Source organism: Streptomyces sp. NBC_00554, assembly GCF_041431135.1.
Lineage (GTDB): Bacteria > Actinomycetota > Actinomycetes > Streptomycetales > Streptomycetaceae > Streptomyces.
In genome coordinates, this window is record NZ_CP107799.1 from 1,714,374 (window position 1) to 1,737,556 (window position 23,183).

Genomic DNA, 23,183 nt, shown 5'->3' on the forward strand with positions numbered 1-23,183 from the left:
CCTGAGGGGTTTTTGATGGGTTGCTGCTGGTTGTTCGAAGGGTTTGTCATGACAAGAATGACAGAGCCGCACCACACCGTGATCCGAGGGGACGACGATGTCCTTCAATTCCGCAGAACGCCGCGCCTGGCTCTCCGAGCAGGACTGCGACCTCAGCGCCTTCCGTGCGCTGGTCGAGCGGCCGACCGACCTCTCCGAGTTCCCGTACGGCTCCTCCGTGGAGCGGAACGTCCTCGTCTACGACAGTGACCGGCTCCGCAAGGCCGTGGCCGCCGGAGAGCGCCGTGAGGTCCAGGCCGAGCTGGTCCGGGCGTTCGCCGAGGGGCCCGGCATCGTGGTCCTCCAGGGCGCCTTCCCGGACACGTCGGTCGTCGACCGTACGACCGCGGTGTTCGACGCCCTGATCGCCGAGCAGCGTGCCTCGGGCGCGGGCGCCGGGGACCACTTCGCCAAGCCGGGGGCCAACGACCGGGTGTGGAACGCCCTGGAGAAGGCCGCGCTCTACGACCCGGAGGCGTTCGCCGACTACTACGCGAACGACATCCTGGCGCTGGTGTCGGCCGCCTGGCTCGGCCCCGGCTACCAGGTCACCTCGCAGGTCAACGTGGTCCACCCGGGCGGCGCGGCGCAGACCGTGCACCGCGACTACCACCTCGGCTTCCTCAGCAACGAGGCCGCCGCCGGCTATCCCGCCCATGTGCACCGCCTCTCCCCCGTACTCACGCTGCAGGGCGCGGTCGCGCACTGCGACATGCCGGTCGAGTCGGGGCCAACGATGTATCTGCCGCACTCGCAGAAGTACGAGCCGGGCTATCTGGCCTGGCGACTGCCCGCGTTCCAGGCCTACTTCGAGGCGCACCACATCCAGCTCCCGCTCGCCAAGGGCGATGCCGCGTTCTTCAACCCCGCGCTCTTCCACGCGGCCGGGACCAACCGCACGGCGGACGTCCGGCGCATGGCCAACCTGCTCCAGGTGTCCTCCGCGTTCGGGCGGGCGATGGAGACGGTCGACCGCGAGGCGGTGAGCAACGCGGTCTTCCCCGTGCTGCTCAAGCGCAAGTCCGAGGGCGCGGGCGAGGAGTGGCTGGACACGGTCGTCGCCGCCTGCGCCGAGGGCTACCCCTTCCCCACCAACCTCGACAACGACCCGCCGGTCGACGGACTGGCCCCGCCCTCGCAGGCCGACGTGGTCCGCCGCGCGGTGCGTGAGGAATGGACCCCAGAGGCGCTCCGCGAGGAGCTGCTGGCCGGTGCAGAGCGACGCGAGAGCTGAGGAAAACCATGGGACTTCTCGACGACAAGGTCGTCCTCGTCAATGGCGGCAGCCAGGGCGTGGGTGCCGCCATCGCTCGCGCCGCGGTGCGCGAGGGCGCGGTGGTGGCCGTCAGCGGCCGCCGACCCGAGCCCGGTGAGGCCCTGGTGGCCGAGCTGACCGGGGCGGGCGGCAAGGCGATGTTCGTACGCGCCGACCTGTCGGACGCCGAGCAGGCGAAGGCGGCCGTGGCCGAGGTGATCGCCGCGCACGGCCGCGTCGACTGCCTGGTGAACTCCGCCGGGCTCACCACCCGCGGCACCCTGCTCGCCACCACGCCCGAACTGTTCGACCAGCACATCGCGATCAACCTGAAGGCGCCGTTCTTCGCGATGCAGGCTGCGGTGGCCGACATGGTGGCGCGCAAGGCGCCGGGCACCATCGTCAACATCGGCTCCAACTGCGCACACGGCGGGCCGCCCCACCTGGCGGCGTACTCCGCGGCCAAGGCCGGTCTGGCGGGCCTGACGCGCAACGCCGCGCACGCCCACCGCTTCGACCGGGTCCGGATCAACGACCTGAACATCGGCTGGACCGCGACCGAGGGCGAGGACGCGACCCAGAAGGCCTTCCACGGCGCCGGGGACGACTGGCGGGAGGAAGCCGCCGCGAAGCTGCCGATGGGCAAGCTCGGCCAGCCGGACGAGATCGCCGACTTCGTCGTGTTCCTGCTGTCCGACCGGTCCGGGGTGGTCACCGGTTCGGTGATCGACTGGGACCAGAACGTCCTCGGCGCCCTCGACTGACTCCCCCTCGCAAGACACCCGCACCTCCCAAGGAGCAACACCCTCATGCGTATCGGAATCCTCGGCCTCGGCCGCATCGGCGCCTTTCACGCCGAGACCCTCTCCGGACTCGACGTCGTCGAGTCGCTCGTCCTCACCGACCCCTTCGCGGACGCCGCCAAGACCGCCGCGGAGCGGTTCGGCGGCGAGGTCGTGGACTCGCCCGAGGCCCTGCTGGCCGCCGGCGTGGACGGCATCGTGATCGCCGCCGCCACGGACGCCCACCCCGGGCTGATCCTGGCCGGGGTCGAGGCCGGCATCCCCGTCTTCTGCGAGAAGCCCGTCGCCAAGACCATGCGCGAGGGCGTCCAGGTCCTCAAGGCCGTCCAGGGCAGCGACGTGCCGATCCAGATCGGCTACAACCGCCGCTTCGACGCCGGCTTCGTCGCCGCGCGCGCCGCCGTGCACGCCGGTGAGCTGGGCAAGCTGCACACCGTACGGTCGACCACGCTGGACCCGGCGCCGCCGCCCGCCGCGTACATCGCCGCCTCCGGAGGCATCTTCCGGGACTGCTCCGTGCACGACTTCGACATCATCCGCTGGGTGACCGGCCACGAGGTGACCGAGGTGTACGCGGTCGGCGGCAACCGGGGCGCCGACTACATCAAGGAGGCGGGCGACGCCGACACCACCGGCGCGATCCTCACCCTCGACGACGGCACCATCGCGGTGGTCTCCAACTCCCGCCACAACGCCCGGGGTTACGACGTCCGCATGGAGATCCACGGCTTCACGGACTCCATCGCGGTGGGCCTGGAGGACAAGCTGCCGCTGCGTTCCGTCGAGCCCGGCGTGACCTTCCCCGCGGGTACCCCGCACGACTTCTTCATGGACCGCTTCACGGCCGCCTACCAGGCCGAACTCACCGCGTTCACCGAGGTCGTGGCCGGCACCCGGCCCTCCCCGTGCACGGTCGCCGACGCCCTGGAGGCCGGCTGGATCGCCGATGCCTGCACACTGTCCCTGCACGAGCACCGCCCCGTCACGATCCAGGAGGTACGGGAAGCATGAGCGAACAGGGCCGGGAACCACTGCGCATCGGAGTGCTGGGAGCAGCACGGATCACCGAGAACTCCCTGATCGGCCCGGCCCGGTCGACCGGCCACCGCGTCGTCGCGGTGGCCGCGCGCGACCGCTCTCGCGCGCAGGCGTACGCCGCCGCACACGGCGTCGAGCGGGTGGCGGACTCCTACGCCGACCTGCTCGCCGACCCGGAGGTGGAGGTCGTCTACAACCCCCTTGCGAACGGCCTGCACGGACCGTGGAACCTCGCCGCCCTGGCGGCGGGCAAGCACGTCCTGTCGGAGAAGCCCTCGGCGAGCAACGCCGAGGAGGCCGCCGAGGTACGGGAAGCGGCAGCCAAGGCCGGCACGGTCTTCATGGAGGCCTTCCACTACCTCTTCCACCCGGTCACCCGGCGCCTGCACGAAATCCTCGAGAGTGGCGAACTCGGCGAACTGCGGCGCGTCGAGACCGTGGTCGCGATCCCCGCCCCGCCGGACACCGACCCGCGCTGGTCGCTGGAACTGGCCGGCGGCGCCGTGATGGACCTGGGCTGCTACAGCCTTCACGCGGTGCGGATGCTGGCCCCCTGGGCGGGCGGCGCGCCACGGCTCGTCTCCGCCCGGGGCGGCGAACGCGCCGGCGCGCCGGGTGTCGACGAGTGGCTGGACGCCGACCTGGCCTTCCCCGGCGGCGCCACTGGCTCCGCCCGCTGTCACATGGCGTACGACGAGCTGGAGATGAGCTGCCGGATCGTCGGCTCGCGGGGGGAGGCGACCGCGCCGAACTTCGTACTGCCGCACCGGGACGACCGGGTCGTCGTCCGCACCGGCGACGGCGAACGCACCGAGCGCCTGGGCACCCGCTCCTCGTACACCTACCAGTTGGATGCTTTCGCCGCCCGGGTGCGCGGGGGCGCCCCGCTGCCGCTGGACGCGGGTGACGCGCTGGCGACGATGACACTGATCGACGAGTGCTACCGCGCCGCGGGCTTCGAGCCCAGGCCGCGTGTCTCTGGGGCGCGGTAGACGAACGGCGGGTACGGCTCCCCTGCCGCCTGCATCCACCCCGTGCGGGGCCGGAGGCATTCCGGTTCGGACTCGGCGAGGCGCCGGTTGGAGGCCACCCGTAGCCGATGCGAGCCATCGGCGTTCTTCTGACCGAGGGTCACCTTGATCTACAACAGGGTGAGTTGTGGTTCACAGGGCGCGGGACCGCCGGGCGGCGAAGCACCGCAGGACCGTCAGCGCGCTCCGTGGCACCACAGCCTTGCGTCGGTCCTGCCCCGCCCCCGCTGGACTCGGGCCAGGTCGTCCAGAACGTCGGAGAGAAGGCCGCCGCGGGCCTCGGGACAGACGCGCCGCGAGCGGGACCCTTGTACGGGTCCCGCTCGATCGGCCCAAAGCCGTCGCCGACCTCTTCCTCCACGGTGGCGCCGAGGCCGCGTCCGCGGTGAGCAGCCTTCCGCAGGACCGGGAGGTCGCACCGAAGGTCGTAAGGACCGAAGGCGGTAAGGAGAGGGCCGCCCCGTCCTGTCGTGCCGTCAGGCGCCGCAGGACCGGAGGAACTTGCGGGTGCGCACCGCGATCGGCAGCGGCTTGTCCGGCTCGCACGGGTACATGTCCTGCTCGACGATCGCGAACAGCTCGACGCCCAGCCGCTGCGCCGCGACCAGCACCGGCTCCAACTCCGGTACGCCGGAAGGCGGTTCGCACATCACTCCGCGCTGTACGGCCGGACCGAAGGGAACCTCGTTCTTGACGACGTCGGCGAGGATCTCCGGGTCGACCTGCTTGAGGTGCAGATAGCCGATGCGTTCGCCGTACGTCTCGATCAGCTTGACGCTGTCGCCGCCGCAGTAGGCGTAGTGCCCCGTGTCCAGGCAGAGGTTGACGAGTTCGGAGTCGGTCGAGTCGAGGAAGCGCTCGACGTGGTCCTCCGTGTCGATGTGGGTGTCCGCGTGCGGGTGGACGACGATGTCGAGACCGTACGTCTCCTTGACCTCGTGTCCGAGGCGTTCCATGCCCTTGGTGAGGTGGGCCCACTGCTCGCCGGTCAGCTCCGGCGGCTCCAGGATCTCTGCGGTCTTGTCGTCCCGCCAGAAGGACGGGATGACGACCAGGTGCTTCGCGCCCATCGCCTGGGTGAGCGCGGCGACCTGGCTGACGTGCTCCCAGGTGGAGTCCCAGACGGAGTGGCCCCGGTGCAGGCCGGTGAAGACCGTGCCCGCGGAGACCTTCAGATCGCGCTTGCCGATCTCCTCGGTGAGCCGGGCCGGGTCGGTCGGCAGATAGCCGTACGGACCCAGCTCGATCCAGGGGTAGCCGGCCTCGGCAACCTCGTCCAAGAAGCGCTGCCACGGCACCTGTTGGGGATCGTCGGGGAACCAGACACCCCAGGAGTCCGGGGCGGAGCCGACCCGGATGCGGTCCAGAGAGGGACGGTCGGACATGTCAGGAGGTCCCTTCGGGGGAAGCGGTCGCCGGAGCCTTGAGGTCCTTCACCTCGGGCAGCTCCTCGACATCGACGCCGCGGACTTGGGCCAACTCGTGCTTGAGTGCGGCGAGTTCGGTGCCGCCGGCCATGTGGTTGGTGAGTTCTTCGAGGGTGATTTCGCTGCGTTCGGCGGAGAGTTCGAGGGTGCCCAGGCGCAGGACGCTGAAGTGGTCGCCGACCATGTACGCGTGGTGCGGGTTGTGGGTGATGAAGATGACGCCGAGGCCGCGGTCGCGGGCGGCGGCGACGTACTTCAGCACCACGCCGGACTGCTTCACACCCAGCGCCGCGGTCGGCTCGTCCAGGATCAACACCCGGGCGCCGAAGTAGACGGCGCGGGCGATGGCGACGCACTGGCGCTGGCCGCCGGAGAGGGTGCCGATGGGCTGTTCCAGGTTGTCCAGGATGATGCCCATGTTGCGGAGCTCCTGGTCCGCGGTCTTCTTCATCTTCTCGATGTCGAGACGGCGGACGGGCCAGGGGCCCTTGGTCATCTCGGAGCCGAGGAAGAAGTTCCGCCATACCGGCATCAGCGGGACGGTCGCGAGGTCCTGGTAGACGGTGGCGATGCCCTTGTCGAGGGCCTGGCGGGGGGTGGTGAAGTGCACCGGTTGGCCGTCGACGAGGAACTCGCCCTCGGTGTGCTGGTGCAGCCCGGAGATGATTTTGATCAGGGTGGACTTGCCGGCGCCGTTGTCGCCGAGCACGCAGGTGACCTGGCTGGGGCGGACGGCGAGGTCCACGCCGTGCAGGGCGCGGACGTTGCCGTAGGACTTGCCGGCGTTGCGCAGCTGGACGAGGGGGGCATCCCCGTCCTGGTCCTGGGGCGCGGTGTCCTGGAGGATGGCGCCGTGGGTGCCGGATCCGTTGGAGTTCGTCATTGCGGTTACCTCCGGGTCGCGGTGCGCTGGACCCACAAGTTGATGAGGACGGCGCCCAGCAGCATCACGCCGAGGAAGGCCTTGAACCAGTCGGGGTTCCAGCCGGCGTAGACGATGCCCTGCTGCACCATGCCGAACATGAAGGCGCCGAAGACCGGACCGATCGCGGAGCCGGCGCCGCCGGTGAGCAGGCAGCCGCCGATCACGGCCGCGGAGATGTAGATCAGTTCCTGGCCCACGCCCTCGCCGGACTGCACGGTGTTGAAGGAGAACAGCTGGTGCATGCCGATGAACCAGGCACCGAAGCCGACCAGCATGAACAGCGAGATCTTGGTGAAGGCGACCGGGACACCCACCGCACGGGCCGAGTCCTTGTTGCCGCCGACCGCGAAGACCCAGTTGCCGTACTTGGTGCGCAGCAGCACCCAGGTCGCGATCGCGGCGAAGACCAGCCACCAGATGATGGTGATCTTCACCTGGACGCCGCCGACGTCGAAGGAGGAGGCGAAGACCTTCTTGGCCTGGTCGAAACCGTCCATGCTGCTGATGTCGTCGGTCGCCACATTGCCGGTGACCAGCTTGGTCACGGCCAGGTTGACGCCCTGCAGGATCAGGAAACTGCCCAGGGTGACCAGGAAGGACGGCAGGCCGGTCTTGACCACCAGCCAGCCATTGAGGAACCCGATCCCCAGCGACACCACCAGGGCGGCGATCACACCGACCCACACGTTCATGCTCAGCTGGTAGGCAAGCATGCTCGCGGTGAGCGCCGAGGTGATCACCGCGACACCGGCGGACAGGTCGAACTCCCCGCCGATCATGAGCAGCGCGACGGGCAGGGCCATGATGCCGATGGTCGACGACCCGTACAGGACGTTCGCCATCGAGCTGGCCTCGCGCACCGGCGGCGCCGAGATCAGGAAGAACACATAGACCGCGGCGGCGCCGAGGAAGACACCCACCTCCGGCCGGGCCAACAACCTGATCGCCAGAGGACGTTGCGCGGTCCGGCCATCGGTCTGCTTCGGGCCGGAGGCCGGCGGTGTGGTCACCGCCGGCTCGGCATGCTGGGTCATGCTCATCACCGGGTTCCGTTGGCCGCGAACTTGGCGACGCTTTCGACGTTGGTCTTGTCGACGAAGGCCGGTCCGGTCAGCACGGGCTGCTCACCGCCGCCGCTGTAGTTGCCGTTGTTCTTGTAGAGCCACAGCGAGTCGACCGCCAAGTAGCCCTGGAGGTAGGGCTGCTGGTCCACGGCGAAGTCGATGGTGCCCTTGCTGATGGCTCCCGTCAGGTCCTTGTTGAGGTCGAAGGTGGCGATCTTCGCGCTGCTGCCCGCGTCGGACACCGACTGCACGGCGGTCAGTGCGAACGGGGCGCCCAGGGTGACCACGTAGTCGATGGCCTTGTCCTGCGTGAGCTTGGCGGTGATCGTCGACTTCACGGACGGCATGTCGGTGCCGTTGACGTTCAGCGTCTCGACGGTGCCGTTGAACGTCTTCTTCACGCCGTCGCAACGCTGGGTCAGGCCGATGTTGCCCTGCTCCTGGATGACACAGACGGCCTTCTTGGAGCCGAGCGTGTTCAGCCGGTTGCCGAGCGCCTCGCCGGCGACGGTCTCGTCCTGGCCGAAGAACTCCAGCAGGCCGAGGCTCTTCCAGTCACTGAGACCGGAGTTGAGGCCGACCACGGGTATGTTCGCGGCCTTCGCCTTGCTCACGACGTCCTTCAGGGCGTCCGGCTTGGCGAGGGTGATCGCGATGCCGTCGACCTTCTGGTCGATCGCGTTCTGCACCAGGTTGGCCTGGTTGCCCGCGTTCGGGTCGGCGGAGTAGATGAGCTTGATGTTGTCCTTGGCCGCTGCGGCCTCGGCGCCCTTGCGGACGATGTCCCAGAACGTGTCGCCGGGCGCCTGGTGCGTGACCAGGGCGACCGTCATACGCGGGGTGGTGGCCTTGCCCGCGGAGGCGCCGTCGGCGCTTTCCTCGGACTTCTTGCCGCCCGAGCTGCTGGAGCAGCCAGCGAGGGTCAGGGCCGCTGCCGCGGCCACGGCTACGAAGGGGGCCATTCTGCGGGAGCGGGTCTGAGAAGAGCGGTCCATCTTTCCTGCACCTCACTGTGCTACGGGGGAAATGGAGCACGGATCACGAGGATCCGGGGGCCCGGGATCTGCGGAGATTCGGGTCGTGTGCGGCGAAAAAGAAGCTGTTGCGCTGGGACGGAATCCAATCCCTGGGCGCGCCCGCTGTCAATACTTTGTTAAGACATCATTTCACAAGCAGGTCCGAATGTAAGTACAAACTATTGACATCGTCGCCCTCCGAGACCTACACCTGAGAGGCGGCAAGCCCCCTGGGACCCGCACACCCCCAGCAGCCCGAGGAGCGTCGCGCATGGCCGAGTCAGCCCAGTCCTTCGATCTGATCACTATGGGCCGCATCGGGGTCGATCTCTACCCCCTCCAGGCCGGCGTGCCCCTGGAGCGGGTGGAGACCTTCGGTAAATTCCTCGGAGGTTCGGCCACCAACGTGGCGGTCGCGGCCGCCCGGCTCGGCCGCAGCACCGCGGTGATCACCCGCACCGGCGACGACCCCTTCGGCGTCTATCTGCACCAGGCGCTCAGGGAGTTCGGCGTGGACGACCGCTGGGTCACGCCGGTCGCCGAGTACCCGACCCCGGTCACGTTCTGCGAGATCTTCCCGCCGGACGACTTCCCGCTGTACTTCTACCGGCAGCCCAAGGCGCCCGACCTGGAGATTCGCACCGAGGAGCTGGACTACTTCGCGATCCGCACGGCCCGGGTCTTCTGGATCACCGGCACCGGTCTGAGCGAGGAGCCGAGCCGCTCGGCGACGCTCGCCGCCCTCAAGGCGCGCGACAAGGCGGGCACTACGGTCTTCGACCTCGACTGGCGTCCGATGTTCTGGAAGGACCCGGAGGAGGCCCGCCCCTACTACGCCGAAGCGCTGCGTCACGCGACGGTCGCGGTGGGCAACCTCGACGAGTGCGAGATCGCCACCGGCGTCCGCGAGCCCCGCGCCTGCGCCGAGGCGCTCCTTGACGCGGGCGTGGAACTCGCCGTCGTCAAACAGGGCCCCAAGGGCGTCCTGGCCATGCACCGCGACGGCAGGACCGCCGAGGTGCCGCCGGTCCCGGTCGAGGTGCTCAACGGCCTCGGTGCGGGCGACGCGTTCGGCGGCTCGCTGTGCCACGGACTGCTGTCCGGCTGGGAGTTGGAGAAAACCATGCGGTACGCCAACGCGGCCGGCGCCCTCGTCGCCTCCAGGCTCGCCTGCTCCTCCGCGATGCCGACCGAGTCCGAGGTCGAGGACCTGCTAGCAGGCGCCGCGGTGGGCGCCCGAGCGGCCGGCTGAGCACGCCGTGGAGTACGCGGCCGAACGAGCCATCCCTGAACGGAGTTTCTCTTGAGCATCAGCATCCCCGACCTGGTCACGGTCAGAGCCCGGCATCCGGAGGCCGTCGCCGAGGCGGCCGCCCGCCGGGTGCGCCGCCCGCTGCTCGGTGACAGCGGCCGGCTGATGATCGTGGCCGCCGACCATCCGGCGCGCGGCGCCCTCGGCGTCGGCGACCGCCGCACCGCCATGGCGAACCGGGCCGACCTGCTGGAGCGCCTGTGCATCGCGCTGTCCCGGCCGGGCGTCGACGGGGTGCTGGCGACCGCCGACATCCTGGAGGATCTTCTCCTGCTCGGGGTCCTCGACGGCAAGGTCGTGATGGGCTCGATGAACCGTGGCGGCCTGGCCGGCGCGTCCTTCGAGATGGACGACCGGTTCACCGGCCACCGCGCCGAGGACATCGCCCGGCTCCGCTTCGACGCGGGCAAGCTGCTGCTCCGTATCGACTACGACGACCCGGGCTCGCTGACCACCCTGGAGTCCACCGCCCGGGCCATCGACGACATGGCGGCACGCCAACTCCCGCTGTTCGTCGAACCGTTCATCTCCCGCCGGGTCGACGGCGCGGTCCGCAACGACCTGTCCGCCGAGGCCGTGATCCGCTCCATCGCCATCTCCTCGGGACTGGGCGGCACCTCCGCCTACACCTGGCTGAAACTCCCCGTCACCCACGACCCGGACGACATGGCCGAGGTACTGGAGACGTCGACTCTGCCCACCGTCCTCCTCGGCGGCGAGGTCGGGGACGACCAGGAGGGCGCGTACGAGAAGTGGCGCAAGGCGCTGCGCCTGCCCACCGTCCAGGGCCTGGTCGTCGGCCGCTCCCTGCTGTACCCCGCCGAGGGCAGCGTGGCGACGGCGGTGGACACGGCCGTGGGTCTGTTGTGAACCGGAGGCACACGATGACCAGTGCGTATCACCTTCCCGCCGGCAAGGCCCTGGGCGGCCCCTACGTCGTGGACGTCACCCCCGAGTCCGCCGTCTGGGGCTACTCCAGCCTGCGGATCCTGGAGCTGCCGCCCGGCGGCGGGCACACCTTCGACACGGCCGACAGCGAGTGGATCGTGCTGCCGCTGAGCGGCGCCTGCACCGTCGCCGCCGACGACGACCTCGGTCACGAGACCTTCCAACTACAGGGCCGCGACAGCGTGTTCACCGGCGTCAGCGACTTCGCGTACGTCCCACGGGATTCCCGTACGACGATCTCGTCGACCGGCGGCGGACGCTTCGCCCTCACCGGCGCGCGCTGCACCCGCCGGCTGCCCGCCCGCTACGGCCCGGCCTCGTCGGTGCCGGTGGAGCTGCGCGGCACCGGCAACAGCTCCCGCCAGGTCAACAACTTCGGCGCGGCAGGGGTCTTCGAGTGCGACAAGCTCATCGCCGTCGAGGTGATCACCCCGGGCGGCAACTGGTCGTCCTTCCCGCCGCACAAGCACGACGAGCACCGGCCCGGCGAGGAGTCCGTCCTCGAGGAGATCTACTACTTCGAGTTCGCCGACCACGAGGGCACACCCGGCCTCGGCTACCAGCGCGTCTCCCCGTCCGGGCAGGGCCGTAACACCGATGTCCTGGCCGAAGTGCGCGGCGGCGACGTCGTGTTGATCCCCGACGGCTGGCACGGGCCCTCGATGGCCGTGCCGGGCCACCACATGTACTACCTCAACGTCATGGCGGGTCCCGAGGACGAACGCTCCTGGCTGATCTGCGACCACCCCGATCACGCCTGGGTCCGCGACACCTGGCCCGAGCAGCCCGTCGACCCCCGCCTCCCCCTCTACACGGCACCGGAGAAGTCCTGATGAGCACCCCCACCCGCCGTCTGACCGTCGCCCAGGCCCTGGTGCGCTTCCTGTCGGCGCAGTACAGCGAGCGCGACGGCGTGCGGCACCGGCTGATCGCCGGTACCTGGGGCATCTTCGGCCACGGCAATGTGGCGGGCATCGGCCAGGCGCTCCTGGAAGCAGGCGAGGAGGCGATGCCGTTCCACCAGGGCCGCAACGAGCAGGCCATGGTGCACGCGGCGGTCGGCTACGCCCGCCAGCTCGACCGGCTGTCCGCGCAGGCGGTCACCACGTCCATCGGACCGGGCGCCACCAACCTCGTCACGGGGGCCGCGCTTGCCACGGTCAACCGGCTGCCGGTGCTCCTGCTGCCCGGCGACTACTTCGCCACGCGCGCCGCCGACCCGCTCCTCCAGCAGCTGGAGCACCCGGTCGAGGCGGACCTGTCGGTCAACGACACGCTGCGCCCGGTGTCCCGCTACTACGACCGGATCACGCGCCCCGAGGCCCTGATCCCGTCCGCCCTGAACGCCATGCGCGTGCTCGCCGACCCGGTCGAGACCGGAGCCGTGACTCTCGCGCTGCCGCAGGACGTTCAGGCCGAGGCGTACGACTGGCCGGAGGAGTTCTTCGCCGACCGCGTGTGGCACGTACGGCGTCCCGCGGCCGACCCGTTCGAGCTGGCGGAGGCGGTGGCGGCGATCCGGGCCGCCGAGCGCCCGCTGATCGTCGCGGGCGGCGGGATCCACCACAGCCGTGCCGAGGAGGCGCTGAAGGCCCTGGTGGACGCCACCGGCATCCCCGTCGCGTCGACCCAGGCGGGCAAGGGCTCACTGCGGTACGACGATCCGGCGGATCTGGGCGGTATCGGCCACACCGGTACGGCCGTCAGCGACGACATCGCGCGCACCGCGGACCTGGTCATCGGCGTCGGCACCCGCTACACGGACTTCACCACCGCGTCCAACACCCTCTTCCAGAACCCGGACGCCCGGTTCGTCAACCTCAACATCGCCGCGTTCGACGCCCACAAGCTGTCGGCGCGTCCGCTCGTCTGCGACGCGAGGGCGGGGCTCACAGCGTTGACGGAGGCGCTGACCGGCCACCGTGTGAACTCGGTTTACGAGGCCGAGTACCGCACCGGCAAGGAGCGTTGGGAGCAGGTTGTCGACGCCGCTTTCACCGCCGACGACGAGAACGCCGTACCGACCCAGACCCAGCTGCTCGGCGCCCTCGACGCGGTCGTGGGCGACGAGGACGTGGTGATCAACGCGGCCGGTTCGCTCCCGGGCGACCTGCACAAGCTGTGGCGGGCGCGCAGCCGTCGCCAGTACCACCTGGAGTACGGCTACTCCTGCATGGGCTACGAGATCCCGGCCGGCATCGGCGTCCAGCAGGCCGCCCCGAACACACCTGTCTGGTCGCTGGTCGGCGACGGCACCTACCTGATGATGCCGACCGAGATCGTCACCGCCGTCCAGGAGGGCCTGCCCGTCAACCTGGTGCTGATCCAGAACCACGGCTACGCCTCCATCGGCGGCCTCTCCGAGTCGGTCGGCGGCGAGCGCTTCGGCACCGCCTACCGCTACCGGGCCGCCGACGGCACCTTCTCCGGTGCCCCCCTGCCGGTCGACCTCGCCGCCAACGCGGCCAGCCTGGGCATGGACGTCCTGCGCGCCAAGACCGTGCGCGAACTGCGCGAGGCGCTTGCCACGGCCCGCGCCTCCGACCGGCCGACCTGTGTCTACGTCGAGACCGACACCGTCACCCCGACCGCTCCCCCGGCCGAGGCCTGGTGGGACGTCCCGGTGGCCGAGGTGGCGTCCCGCGAGGCCGCGACGACCGCCCGCGAGACCTACGACCGCCAAGTGGCCGACCGCCGCCGGCACCTCTGAACTCCCCCTCCAGGAAGGCCCGCACCATGAAGACCATCACGCACTGGATCGACGGCAAGCCCGTCGAAGGCACGTCCGGCCGCTTCGGACCCGTATACAACCCGGCCACCGGCGCGCAGGAGAAGCAGGCCGCCTTCGCCACCGTCGAGGACGTGGACGCCGCCGTGGCCTCCGCCAAGGCCGCGTTCGAGAGCTGGGGCACGGCCTCCCTCGCCAAGCGCACGGCGATCCTCTTCAAGTACCGCGAGCTGCTGGACGCGCACCGCGACGAGATCGCCGAGCTGATCACCGCCGAGCACGGCAAGGTGCACTCGGACGCGCTCGGCGAGGTCGCGCGCGGCATGGAGATCGTCGAGCTGGCCTGCGGGATCAGCGTCCAGCTGAAGGGCGAGCTGTCCACGCAGGTGTCGACCCGTGTCGATGTGGCCTCGATCCGCCAGCCGCTCGGCGTTGTCGCGGGCATCACGCCGTTCAACTTCCCGGCCATGGTGCCGATGTGGATGTTCCCGCTCGCCGTCGCGTGCGGCAACACCTTCATCCTCAAGCCCAGCGAGAAGGACCCGTCGGCGTCCTTCCGCCTCGCCGAACTGGCCACCGAGGCGGGTCTGCCCAACGGTGTGCTGAATGTCGTACAGGGCGACAAGGTGGCCGTCGACCGCCTCCTGGAGCACCCGGACATCGAGGCCGTCTCCTTCGTCGGCTCGACGCCGATCGCCAAGTACATCCAGCTCAAGGCAGTTGAGCACGGCAAGCGCGTACAGGCCCTGGGCGGCGCCAAGAACCACATGCTCGTGCTGCCGGACGCGGACCTGGACTTCGCCGCCGACCAGGCGATCAACGCGGCGTACGGCTCGGCGGGCGAGCGCTGCATGGCCGTCTCCGTCGTGGTCGCGGTCGGTGACACCGGCGACGAGCTGGTCGCCAAGATCGCCGAGCGCGCCGGGAAGCTGCGCATCGGCCCCGGCAACGACCCGGCCTCCGAGATGGGCCCGCTGATCACGCGCGAGCACCGCGACAAGGTCGCCTCGTACGTCGCTTCGGCTGCCGAGCAGGGCGCGCAGGTCGTGGTCGACGGCACCGGCTTCTCGGTCGACGGCCACGAGGACGGCTTCTTCCTCGGCGTCTCCCTGCTCGACAAGGTGCCGCTGACCGCGGACGCCTACCGCGACGAGATCTTCGGCCCGGTCCTTGTCGTCGTCCGCGCGGAGTCGTACGACGAGGCCATCAAGCTGATCAACGACTCCCGTTGGGGCAACGGAACGGCGATCTTCACCCGGGACGGCGGCGCGGCCCGTCGCTTCCAGATGGAGGTCAAGGCGGGCATGGTCGGCGTGAACGTGCCGATCCCGGTCCCCGTCGGCTACCACTCCTTCGGTGGCTGGAAGGACTCCCTCTTCGGCGACCTGCATGTGTACGGCAACGACGGCGTCGCCTTCTACACCCAGGGCAAGGTGATCACCACGCGCTGGCCGGACCCGTCGGACGCCGGTATCAACCTCGGCTTCCCCAGCCACTCCTGACCCCTGTCGACGATCCGAGAGGAGGTGCCCCCGTGGCCTCGACCCGTGACCGCTCTCGCGCCGTGTCCGTCTCCGCGCTCGACGCCCTGAACTTCGCGCTGAACCGCAGCAGTCCGGTGCCGTTGTACTACCAGCTCGCGCAGCAACTGGAGGCGGCGATAGAGCACGGGTCGCTCGCCCCGGGGAACCTCCTGGGCAACGAGGTCGACCTGTCCGTGCGGCTCGGCCTGTCCCGGCCCACGGTCCGTCAGGCGATCCAGTCGCTCGTCGAGAAGGGCCTGTTGGTGCGCCGGCGCGGGGTCGGTACGCAAGTGGTGCACAGTCAGGTCAAGCGGCCGCTGGAGCTCAGCAGTCTCTACGACGACCTGGAGTCGGCCGGGCAGGGCCCCACCACGCAGGTGGTGCGCAACGAGGGCGTGCCCGCGACCCCCGATGTCGCGGCCGCCCTCGGCGTCGCGGAGGGCAGCGAGGTCACGCTCCTGGAGCGGCTGCGCTGCACGCACGGCCAGCCGGTGGCCTTCCTCTGCAACTACCTGCCCGCGAATCTGCTCGAACTCGACACCACCCAGCTGGAGTCGACCGGCCTGTACCGGATGATGCGCACCGCCGGCATCACCCTGCACAGTGCCCGCCAGACCATCGGCGCCCGCTCGGCCACCGCCGAGGAGGCCGCCCGCCTCGACGAGAACGAGGGGACGGCGCTGCTCACCATGCAGCGCACGGCGTACGACGACACGGGCCGCGCGGTCGAGTACGGGACGCACATCTACCGTGCGTCCCGATACGCCTTCGACTTCCAGTTGCTGGTCAGGCCCTGAGTCCCCGTCGGGGGGACGTCGAGGCTGCGCCGCTCCGCAGCCCGGCACTCCAGCCCCGTAAGTCCGAAAGGCGGACATTCCGGACGGGGATTCGACGGGCATCGATTTTGACAGGCCCTTGACAAATTCCGCGCGCTTCGCGAGCATGCAAAACATCTGCAGATGGCTGCAAATACTGATGTGCAGCATGCAATTACTGCTCGCGACCTCCACTTCGCATCCGAGTACCGCTGATGCACGCGGCAAGCGCGGCCGGCGCGCGCCTTTGCCTGACAACCCGCACCGTCAGGAAGGAAGCCCCCCATGTCTCGGCGCCCTCGCGCAGGGCTGAGAATGCTCACTGCGCTCGCGCTCATCCTGGCCGGAGCCGCCACGGCGGCGCCCGCGGCCACCGCGTTACCGGCGGATCTGCCGCCGGCCGACTACCAGCAGGTCCAACTCGCCTCGGGAGCAGCCGAGATGGGCGAGCCGATGTCACTGACCGTGCTGCCCGACCGGTCGGTCCTGCACACCGCGCGCGACGGCACGATCCGCTACACCGACGCCGCGGGCAACACCAAGCAGGCCGCCAAGCTGAACGTCTACACGCATGACGAGGAGGGTCTGCAGGGCATCGCGGCCGACCCCGGATTCGCCTCCAACCGGTACGTCTACGTGTACTACTCGCCCGCGCTCAACACCCCGGCGGGCGACGCCCCGGCCACCGGAACCGCCGCCGACTTCGAGCCCTGGAAGGGGCACCTGAACCTGTCGCGGTTCACGCTGAAGACCGACGGCACCCTCGACACGGCCAGCGAGAAGGTCGTTCTGGAAGTCGCCAACGATCGCGGCCAGTGCTGCCACGTCGGTGGCGACATCGACTTCGACGCGGCCGGGAACCTCTATCTGACCACGGGCGACGACACCAACCCGTTCGACTCCTCCGGCTACGCGCCGCTCGACGAACGCACCGACCGCAACCCGCAGTTCGACGCGCAGCGCAGCTCCGGCAACACCAACGACCTGCGCGGCAAGCTGCTCCGTATCAAGCCGACCGCCGCCGGAGGCTACACCGTCCCGGCCGGCAACCTCTTCGCACCGGGCACCGCGAACACCCGCCCCGAGATCTACGCGATGGGCTTCCGCAACCCGTTCCGGATGTCCGTCGACCGCGCCACCGGAGTCGTCTACCTCGGCGACTACGGCCCCGACGCGGGCGCCACCGACGCGAACCGCGGCCCCGGCGGCCAGGTCGAGTTCGACCGCGTCACCGCACCCGGCAACTTCGGCTGGCCGTACTGCACCGGCACCAACACCACCGGCGAGACGTACAACGAGTACACCTTCCCCAGCGGCCCCTCCGGCGCCAAGTACGACTGCGCGGGCGGTCCGGCCAACAACTCCTTCCGCAACACCGGGCAGTCCACGCTGCTCCCGGCGAAGCCGAGTTGGATCAAGTACGGTCTCGACGGCTCGCCTCCGGAGTTCGGCGGCGGCTCCGAGTCCCCGATGGGCGGCGAGGTCTACCGCTACGACCCGAATCTCAACTCATCGGTCAAGTTCCCGCAGTCCCTCGACGGCCGGTACTTCGCCGCCGAGTTCGGACGCCAGTGGATCAAGGCGATCGAGGTCAAGAGCGACGGTTCGTACGGCACGATCGAGGACGTTCCCTGGGACGGCACCCAGGTCATCGACACCGACTTCGGACCCGACGGCGCGCTGTACGTCCTGGACTACGGGAGCGGGAGCGACAACCAAGGCCTGTACCGCATCGAGTACATCGCGGGCAGCAACCGCAACCCGGTCGCCCAGGCGTCCGCCGACAAGACCTCCGGCGGGCTGCCGCTGACCGTGCAGTTCTCCTCGCAGGGCAGCTCCGACCCCGAGGGCCAACAGCTCACCTACTCCTGGGACTTCGGCGACGGCTCGACGTCCACCCAGGCCAACCCCGGTCACACGTACACCGCCGCGGGCACCTACCACCCCACCCTCACCGTCAAGGATCCCGAGGGTCTCACCGGCACCGCCAGCCTGGTGGTGACCGCCGGCAACACCGCCCCGAGCGTCACGCTGCAACAGCCCCTGGACGGGCAGCTGTTCTCCTTCGGTGACAGCGTCCCCTTCACCATCCAGGCCGCCGACCCCGAGGACGGCACGATCGACTGCTCCAAGGTGAAGCTCACCTATCTCCTCGGCCACGACAGCCACACCCACGCCATCACCTCCACCACCGGCTGCGGCGGCACCCTCACCGTCCCCGCCGACGGCGAACACGACAGCGCCGCCAACCTGTACGGCGTCTTCGACGCGGAGTACACCGACTCCGGCGGTCTGACCACCCACTCCGCGCACACCCTGCAACCCCGCCATCGCCAGGCGGAGCACTTCTCCGCCCAGTCGGGCATCCAGATCGCCGGGCACGGCGCGGCCGAGGGCGGCAACACGGTCGGCTTCACCGACGACGGCGACTGGATCTCCTTCGAGCCGTACGCACTCACCGGGGCCAACCGCTTCTCCGCCCGCGTCGCCTCCGGCGGGACCGGCGGCACCGTGGAGATCCGCGCCGGGTCCACGACCGGGACACTGCTCGGCAGCGTGACCGTGCCGGTGACCGGCGGCTGGGACACGTACACGGACGTCTCGACCTCGCTGTCCGCGGTCCCGTCCGGCAGCACCGAGTTGTTCCTCGTCTTCCACGGTCCCACCGGCCAGGGCAACCTCTTCGACGTCGACGCGTTCACCTTCAGCGGCAGTACTCCCACCAACACGACGTGGGAGGGCGAGTCATACAGCTCCGCGTCCGGCGTGCAGTCCGCCGCACACGCGCCGGCCAGTGGCGGACAGACGCTCGGCTACATCGAGAACGGCGACTGGGCCGGATACGCGTCCGTGCCCACCGCGGGCGCCACGTCCTTCGCCGCCAAGGTCTCCTCGGCGGGCGCGGGCGGCACCATCCAGGTCCGCTCCGGCTCTGCCACCGGCGCCCTGCTGGGCTCGGTGACGGTACCCGTGACCGGCGGCTGGGAGACCTTCAGCTCCGTGACCACCACGCTCAACGGCACCGGGTCGGGTCCGCTGTTCCTCACCTTCACCGGAGGCGGCGGATACCTCTTCGACATCGACACCTTCACACTCGGCGCCTCGGCGCTGAAGGGGCGCTGACCATGACCACCCTGATGCGGCGACTGCGCCGCGGCCCGGCCATCCTCGCCATGGCACTGACCTGCGCACTGCTGACCCCCTTCGGCCAGGCCGAGGCAGCCCCCGACCGGCAGGCAGCAGCCTTCGACGTCCTCGTGTTCTCCAAGACCGCCGGCTTCCGGCACGACGCGATCCCGGCCGGCATCACCGCCCTGCAAACCCTGGGCCAGCAGAACGACTTCACCGTCACCGCCACCGAGGACGCCGCCGCCTTCACCACCGCCAACCTGTCCGGCTACGAGGCGGTGGTCTTCCTCAACACCACCGGCGACGTCCTCAACGCCTCCCAGCAGACCGCCTTCCAGACGTACGTCGACTCCGGCGGCGGCTACTTCGGGGTGCACGCGGCCGCCGACACCGAGTACGACTGGCCCTACTACGGCCAGCTCGTCGGCGCCTACTTCCAGAGCCACCCCGCGATCCAACAGGCCACGGTCAAGAACGAGGACCGCACCCATCCGGCGACCGCGCACCTGGGCGCCACCTGGACACGCACCGACGAGTTGTACAACTACCGCACGAATCCACGCGCAGGCGTCCGCGTCCTGCAGACCCTGGACGAAACGACCTACACCGGCGGCGAGATGGGCGCCGACCACCCCATCACCTGGTGCCACGGCCAGGGCACGGGCCGCTCCTTCTACACCGGCCTCGGCCACACGATCGAGTCCTACAGCGACCCGGCCTTCCGTTCCCTGCTGCTCGGCGCCGTGCGCTACGCGGCCGGTCAGGTCTCGGCCGACTGCTCTCCGGCGGCCAGTACCGGACCGGTCGAGGGCGAGTCCTTCACGTCGGGCTCCGGCGTACAGGCCGCGGGCCACACCCCGGCCAGCGGTGGCCAGACCCTCGGCTACATCGACAACGGCGACTGGGCCGGATACGCCTCCGTCTCCACCGCGGGCGCCACGTCCTTCGCCGCCAAGGTCTCCTCGGCGGGCGCGGGCGGCACCATCGAGATCCGCTCCGGCTCGGCCACCGGCACCCTGCTCGGCTCGGTGACGGTACCGGTGACCGGCGGCTGGGAGACCTTCACGACGGTCTCGACAACACTGACCGCCACCGCCTCCGGCCCGCTGTTCCTGAGATTCACCGGCGGGAGCGGATCCCTGTTCGACATCGACACCTTCACCCTCGGCACCGAGCCTCCCGCCTCCAGCGACCTGTCCCCGAACGTGCACCTCTTCTACTACCCCTGGTACGGCAGCCCGGCGGTCAACGGCAGTTGGCGGCACTGGCAGCAAGGCGGCCGCACACCGCCCGATGACATCGGCGCCGACCTCTACCCGGCGCTGGGCGCCTACGACTCCGCCGACTACGCGGGCGCCGTCGCCCAGCACATGAAGTGGGTCGCCCGGTCCGGCGCCGGAGTCATCGTCTACAGCTGGTGGGGCCAGGGCGGTTACGAGGACCAGCTCGCCCGGGGTGTGCTCGACGCGGCGCAGAAGGAAGGCGTCAAGGTCGCCTGGCACCTGGAGCCGTACACCGGCCGCACCGCCGCCTCGACCGTCGCCGACATCCAGTACATCAACAGCACCTACGGGGGCCATCCGGCCTTCTACCGGGACGCCGAACACGCCGAAAAGGGCGCGTTCTACGTCTTCGAGAGCCTGAAGATCACCGACTGGGCGGCCCTCGACCAGGTGACCGGCACCAGCATCGTGCTCGCGCAGACCACCGACACCACCAAGATCGCGCACTTCTCCGGCCTGTACACCTACGACGGAATCGCGGGCGCCACCGCTCCCGGCTGGAAGCAGGCGGGCGACTACGCCCGCGCCAACAACCTGATCTGGGCCCCGTCCGTCGCCCCCGGCTACCTCGACGACCGTGCGGTGCCGGGCAACACGACACCCACCGTCGACCGGGCCGGCGGCGCGGCCTACGACAGGCAGTGGAACAACGCCCTCGACCCCGCGATCGGCGGCTCGCCCACCTGGGTGTCGGTCACGTCCTTCAACGAATGGCACGAAGGGAGTTCGATCGAACCGGCCGACTCCACCCCGCCCGCGGGCCACGGCTATCTGACGTACGAAGGCGCCTACGGCCTGACCGGTGAGGCGGCACAGACGGCCTACCTGGACCGCACCGCGTACTGGGTCGGCCTCTTCCGGACGACGCTGCGCGACTGAGACGGAACGCCTCCGACAGAGGCGTTCGGAGAAGGGCGCCCGACCCCGGCACAGCACGGGATCGGGCGTCCTTCGACATGCGTGGCGGCCATCCTGTTCGACGCCGGCACCATCGTGTTCGGCGGCCCGCTGTGGCCGCCGATGGCTGAGCCGTTCCTCGCCGTGATCGGGCGGATGGTCGCCTCCTCCCTCTTCGTGAAGGCAGGTCGCAGCGGTCGGCGCCACCTGCCGCGTACTCGACCGAACCCTCTCGGCACAGCCGGGGACCCTGCTGCTGCGCCGAGTCCCCCGGTCGAGTTGTTCGGATCGGGCGGCTTCTGGCTTGGTCAGCGGCCGACGGCGGCGTCCCCGCGGAACGCCCCAGCCACCACGGAGACCAGCTGCCGCTCGATCTGCTCGGCGGACAGGGCGGCCAGCTCGGCGCCGATGGGGGCCAGCGCGAGCCAGTTCAGCAGGCCGGCTGCGCATCGCGTACGGAAGATCAGTTCCTGCTCGTCGACTCCGGGAAGGTTCGTCGTCAGCACCCGGAGGGCCTCCCGGCGACTCTGGTCGAACTTGCCGGTCAGCCGCTCCCACCCTTGGGGCGGATCGATGCTGACGCGCGCCACAGTCCGCATCACGGCCAGGTCCTGTCCACCGGCCGCCAGTGCGCGCACCATCGGCCTGGCGAAGGCTGCTGCCACCTCGTGGAGTGTGGAAGTGGAGCCAAGCGAACCGAGTGCCAGGATCTGCGCGTCCAGATACCGTTCCAACGCGTGCTCGATCGCCGAGTCGCACAGCGCTTTCAGCGACCCGAAGTGGTAACTCACCGCGGCGACGTTGGCTCCGGCGCGAGCTGTGATCTCGCGGAGTGTCACGCCCTCCTGGCCTCGTTGCGCGAGCAGCTCCAGGGCGGCCGTCTGCAGGCCGTCCCGCGTGCGCTGACCGGCCTCTCGGCGCAGGTCCGTCTTTTCCTCCCGGGTCACAGCATGAACTCAAGCAGATGCTTGAGTTCATTGTCAAACAGTCGCCTCGCGGATCGAGGCGAAACTCGAGCGGAACCGGACCAGCACCCAGCCGCTCCGCGTCCACGCGGTCACCCTCGCGGCGACGCGGGCCGCGCGACCAAACAACTCAAACATCTGCTTGACAGGTCGCCATCGCCGTCCATAAATTAAAGCGAGCGTTTGATTTGTCAAGAACGGGGGGGAGACCGGCGACGGATCTCGGATCCCGAGAATCAATCTGGAGGAACACGCCATGAAGTTGCTCAGCCGGAAGACGATCACCGCCACGGCCGCGATAGCGATCCTGGGTGGTCTTTCCATCGCCGCTGCCCCGACACAGTCCGCAGGCCCCGTCGCCGGCAGCGCGGCGGACCGCGCGGACCTGAGTCCTGGCGCGCTGTCGAAGCTGCCGCTCACGGACCGCCACCTGACCAAGCACGAGAGGGCCAATCTCGCGGTCGTCCTGCGCGCGTACCACGTGGCCGAGGGCGACAGCCTGGACGTCAACGCCTTCGTCAACAGCTTCACCAAGGACGGCGTCTTCAACGACGTGGTCGCCGGCCAGTCCTATCAGGGCGAGGCGCTCGGGGGCGTTCCGACCTACATGGCCAACCTCTTCCCCGATGTTCACCGTGAACTCAAGCGCATCACCGTGAACGGCGACGTGGTCAGCATCGAGCTGTCGATCCAGGGCACGTTCGAGGGACCGCTCCAGTCACCCGCAGGCACCGTCAAGCCGACCGGCGCGAAGGTCGACGTACCGACCGCCGACTTCTGGTACCTGCGCAACGGCAAGGTCGAGAAGTTCAACTGCTTCGTCGGGTACTCGAAGATGTACTCCGACATGGGCGTGAACTTCGACTGGGCCTCGGCGGTCAACAAGCCCTGAGCTGTTCCCCGGCGGGTGACGCCCGGCGCTACGGGCCGCGCATCACCCGCCGACCGCTACGGGCCGGGCCGCGCATCACGCGACCGAGCCTGA

The 23,183-nt window shown here is 69.8% G+C and carries 18 protein-coding genes; 13 read left to right on the plus strand and 5 right to left on the minus strand.

The features are described from left to right. The first annotated feature begins 97 nt into the window (after window positions 1–97). From OG266_RS07665 to OG266_RS07680, 4 genes are read left to right on the plus strand one after another with little or no spacing between them, the layout of a single operon-like run. Window positions 98–1,273, plus strand: coding sequence for a phytanoyl-CoA dioxygenase family protein (locus tag OG266_RS07665; RefSeq protein ID WP_371543984.1), 1,176 nt, complete (start codon window positions 98–100; stop codon window positions 1,271–1,273). Between the two features lie 8 nt (window positions 1,274–1,281). Further along, window positions 1,282–2,058 (plus strand): SDR family oxidoreductase, encoded by a 777-nt coding sequence (locus OG266_RS07670; protein ID WP_371543986.1) that lies wholly within the window; start codon window positions 1,282–1,284, stop codon window positions 2,056–2,058. A gap of 45 nt (window positions 2,059–2,103) precedes the next feature. Continuing rightward, the gene (locus OG266_RS07675) at window positions 2,104–3,108 is read left to right on the plus strand and encodes a Gfo/Idh/MocA family oxidoreductase (protein ID WP_371543988.1); all 1,005 of its coding nucleotides are present in this window, start codon (window positions 2,104–2,106) and stop codon (window positions 3,106–3,108) included. Further along, window positions 3,105–4,127, plus strand: coding sequence for a Gfo/Idh/MocA family protein (locus OG266_RS07680; protein WP_371543990.1), 1,023 nt, complete (start codon window positions 3,105–3,107; stop codon window positions 4,125–4,127). The genes OG266_RS07675 and OG266_RS07680 overlap by 4 nt, the downstream gene beginning before the upstream one ends. Before the next feature lie 515 nt (window positions 4,128–4,642). On the opposite strand, the gene OG266_RS07685 is transcribed toward OG266_RS07680, so the two are convergent. Genes OG266_RS07685 through OG266_RS07700 form a run of 4 tightly spaced genes read right to left on the minus strand, consistent with a single transcriptional unit; the run spans window position 4,643 to window position 8,577 of the window. After that, window positions 4,643–5,551 (minus strand): sugar phosphate isomerase/epimerase, encoded by a 909-nt coding sequence (locus OG266_RS07685; protein WP_266473244.1) that lies wholly within the window; start codon window positions 5,549–5,551, stop codon window positions 4,643–4,645. 1 nt (window position 5,552) lies between these two features. After that, window positions 5,553–6,476 carry an ATP-binding cassette domain-containing protein gene (locus OG266_RS07690; RefSeq protein ID WP_266473245.1) on the minus strand — a complete coding sequence of 308 codons (924 nt, stop codon included), beginning with the start codon at window positions 6,474–6,476 and terminating at the stop codon, window positions 5,553–5,555. A 5-nt stretch (window positions 6,477–6,481) separates the two neighbouring features. Beyond that, complete coding sequence (locus OG266_RS07695; protein WP_329544522.1) at window positions 6,482–7,558, minus strand: ABC transporter permease; 1,077 nt, start codon at window positions 7,556–7,558, stop codon at window positions 6,482–6,484. Then, complete coding sequence (locus OG266_RS07700) at window positions 7,558–8,577, minus strand: sugar ABC transporter substrate-binding protein (RefSeq protein ID WP_266473249.1); 1,020 nt, start codon at window positions 8,575–8,577, stop codon at window positions 7,558–7,560. The genes OG266_RS07695 and OG266_RS07700 overlap by 1 nt, the downstream gene beginning before the upstream one ends. A 292-nt stretch (window positions 8,578–8,869) precedes the next feature. On the opposite strand from OG266_RS07700, the gene iolC reads away from it, so the two are divergent. The 8 genes from iolC (at window position 8,870) to OG266_RS07740 (ending at window position 21,215) form a co-directional block, all read left to right on the plus strand. Further along, complete coding sequence (iolC, locus tag OG266_RS07705; protein WP_371543993.1) at window positions 8,870–9,850, plus strand: 5-dehydro-2-deoxygluconokinase; 981 nt, start codon at window positions 8,870–8,872, stop codon at window positions 9,848–9,850. A gap of 51 nt (window positions 9,851–9,901) precedes the next feature. Further along, on the plus strand, window positions 9,902–10,780 hold the full coding sequence (locus OG266_RS07710) for a deoxyribose-phosphate aldolase (protein WP_266473253.1): 879 nt from the start codon (window positions 9,902–9,904) through the stop codon (window positions 10,778–10,780). A gap of 14 nt (window positions 10,781–10,794) precedes the next feature. Further along, window positions 10,795–11,691, plus strand: coding sequence for a 5-deoxy-glucuronate isomerase (iolB, locus tag OG266_RS07715; protein ID WP_371543995.1), 897 nt, complete (start codon window positions 10,795–10,797; stop codon window positions 11,689–11,691). Continuing rightward, window positions 11,691–13,568, plus strand: coding sequence for a 3D-(3,5/4)-trihydroxycyclohexane-1,2-dione acylhydrolase (decyclizing) (iolD, locus tag OG266_RS07720; protein ID WP_371543997.1), 1,878 nt, complete (start codon window positions 11,691–11,693; stop codon window positions 13,566–13,568). Before iolB ends, iolD begins: the two co-directional genes overlap by 1 nt. Before the next feature lie 26 nt (window positions 13,569–13,594). Then, the gene (locus tag OG266_RS07725) at window positions 13,595–15,088 is read left to right on the plus strand and encodes a CoA-acylating methylmalonate-semialdehyde dehydrogenase (protein ID WP_266473258.1); all 1,494 of its coding nucleotides are present in this window, start codon (window positions 13,595–13,597) and stop codon (window positions 15,086–15,088) included. A 32-nt stretch (window positions 15,089–15,120) separates the two neighbouring features. Further along, window positions 15,121–15,906 (plus strand): GntR family transcriptional regulator, encoded by a 786-nt coding sequence (locus OG266_RS07730; protein WP_371544000.1) that lies wholly within the window; start codon window positions 15,121–15,123, stop codon window positions 15,904–15,906. Window positions 15,907–16,209: 303 nt separating this feature from the next. Beyond that, window positions 16,210–19,047, plus strand: a complete 2,838-nt coding sequence (locus OG266_RS07735; RefSeq protein WP_371544002.1) for a carbohydrate-binding protein — start codon at window positions 16,210–16,212, stop codon at window positions 19,045–19,047. Between the two features lie 14 nt (window positions 19,048–19,061). Beyond that, the gene (locus OG266_RS07740) at window positions 19,062–21,215 is read left to right on the plus strand and encodes a ThuA domain-containing protein (RefSeq protein WP_371552682.1); all 2,154 of its coding nucleotides are present in this window, start codon (window positions 19,062–19,064) and stop codon (window positions 21,213–21,215) included. Between the two features lie 326 nt (window positions 21,216–21,541). Here the strand turns inward: OG266_RS07740 and OG266_RS07745 are convergent, their stop codons facing one another. Further along, on the minus strand, window positions 21,542–22,180 hold the full coding sequence (locus OG266_RS07745) for a TetR/AcrR family transcriptional regulator (protein ID WP_371544004.1): 639 nt from the start codon (window positions 22,178–22,180) through the stop codon (window positions 21,542–21,544). 274 nt (window positions 22,181–22,454) lie between these two features. Between OG266_RS07745 and OG266_RS07750 the strand changes: the two genes are divergently transcribed. Further along, entirely contained in the window at window positions 22,455–23,090 is a 636-nt protein-coding gene (locus OG266_RS07750) for a nuclear transport factor 2 family protein (protein WP_371544005.1), read from the plus strand. Window positions 23,091–23,183 lie beyond the last annotated feature (93 nt).